Source organism: Rhodomicrobium udaipurense JA643, from assembly GCF_000636015.1.
GTDB lineage: Bacteria > Pseudomonadota > Alphaproteobacteria > Rhizobiales > Rhodomicrobiaceae > Rhodomicrobium > Rhodomicrobium udaipurense.
The window spans coordinates 1-1,821 of sequence record NZ_JFZJ01000227.1 but is presented as its reverse complement, the minus strand read 5'-3'; the positions used below and the strand labels follow the sequence as shown (position 1 = coordinate 1,821).

Annotated in this window: 1 protein-coding gene and 1 pseudogene; one reads left to right on the top strand and one right to left on the bottom strand. The window is 60.4% G+C overall.

Annotated elements, in window-relative coordinates; genetic code table 11:
• Nucleotides 1-668 (bottom strand): annotated as a pseudogene (locus T281_RS18050) (transposase family protein); the annotation flags it as partial.
• A gap of 97 nt (nucleotides 669-765) precedes the next feature.
• Between T281_RS18050 and T281_RS17035 the strand changes: the two are divergent.
• Nucleotides 766-1,323: a gamma carbonic anhydrase family protein gene (locus T281_RS17035; RefSeq protein ID WP_081796887.1), complete on the top strand. Its 558-nt coding sequence runs from the start codon at nucleotides 766-768 to the stop codon at nucleotides 1,321-1,323.
• The last annotated feature ends 498 nt before the right edge of the window (nucleotides 1,324-1,821 follow it).

Sequence of the window (1,821 nt, the reverse complement as noted above, 5' to 3'; positions counted from 1 at the left end):
GAAGAGGTGAGCGACGAAGTCGCCGGACCGGTCGCGCTGGACGAACTGCACGCCGAGCCTGAGCGCTTGTCGCTCAGGATAAACCTTCGCTCCGGTCAAGACGGTGTGCACCTTGTAGGGAACGGCTGCGACGAGCACCTTGAGGAAGGCGGCGGCCGCGAGCTTCGTCGCCTTGCGATAGATGCGGGCGAACACGAGCTTCGAGGTGCGGTCGACGGCGACGAACAGGAAGCCCTCGCCGCCTTCGTAGCGAAGTTCAGCGATGTCGATATGGAAGTAACCGATATCGTAGGCCTTGAATTGCTTCGGCTTTTCATGATAGGCCTTCGGCAACCGCGAGATGCCGTGGCGCTGGAGACAGCGGTGCAAGAGCGCGTCAGATGCGGGATGACGTCTTTCAGTGCCACGAAGACATCGTCGAGCGGCAGCCTCGCCTGCACGCGAAGGGCGACGATCGCAGCCTCTTCCATCGGCGACAACACCGTGCTGCGGTGTTCCTTCGGCCCCATCGGCCGATCTTCGACGGAACTGCGCGCGAGCCACTTTCTCACGGTCTTCTCGTTGAGCCCGTAGCGCCTTGCGAGTTCCGCGATCGGAGCTTTCGATCGCTGTAGTTCCGCTCGAACGGCGTGCGTACTCTTGGCGCACCCGTGTAGAACCTGGCCCATAGTCCCTCCCGCTGTGACGGCGTTAACAATACACCATCACACGTCGGGACTGAACACCTACGGCCCTCGCTCAAAGTCCTCCAACCGGTCCGAGCCAATGGTGACCAAATCAATCCAGCCATTTTCAGGGCCTTACCTCCGGCCAAGCGCGCCCCTTCGTGCGGGGCTTCCGGCGCCGCAAATCCACAGCGATGTCTTCATCGCCGACACCGCGAAGATTTTGGGAGACGTGCACATCGCGGAAGGCGCCAGCGTTTGGCAATATGCCGTCATAAGAGGTGACGCCAACGCGATCCGGATCGGGCGGCGGACAAATATTCAGGATGGCGCAATCATCCATTGCAGAGCCGGCCATCCCGTCAGCATTGGCGATGAGGTTTCCATCGGACACGGAACCATCCTTCACGGATGCACAATCGCAAATCATTGCCTCATAGGACTTGGCGCGCGACTGCTCGACGGCGTGCGGCTCGCGGAAGAAACGCTTGTCGGAGCCGCTGCGCTCGTTCTCCCCGGTGTGGAGTATCCCGCGAATGTCCTTCTAATCGGCGCACCGGCCCGGATTGCCCGCACGCTCACCGAGGGCGAGCGCCAGGAGATCAGGCTCAATGCCGAGCGCTACGTTTCTCTCAGCAGGGTTTATGAGGCCGCTTAGCTCCCGCGGGTGCGCGCGGCGTCCAAGTGAAAGAAATGGCGGCGCGGCGCCTCATAGTGCCGCAATCCGCAAGCCAACGAATGGCGAGGAGGTCATGTGAGAAAGCGAAATTTGAGCCATTTTCTGACGAAGCCCCAAGGCAGGCTTGGAAACACGAATACGAATATGACATTTTCGATGTCGCGCGAAACGGCTGCGCGCTTGAGGGATGCAGCGCTGGCGAAAGGCACAGATATGCAAGGGGTCGTCGAGCTTGCTGTCGATGAGTGGCTTGCGCGTCAGACGGAAATCTCAGAGGCATCGCGATAGCAACGCAGCGCTTAGCGCCCGCTCGCCGACAATCATGAAAGCGGGATTGTTGCTCCGGCGCGGTCTTCAAAGCCTGCGGTTGTTCCAGCGTCGAACGATAAGCGGGCTCATTGAAATGGGGTAACGGAATCCCCCTCTTTGGGAGATCAAAAGCGGCGCTCACGGATCTCGGGGCAAAGGTCGAAAGAG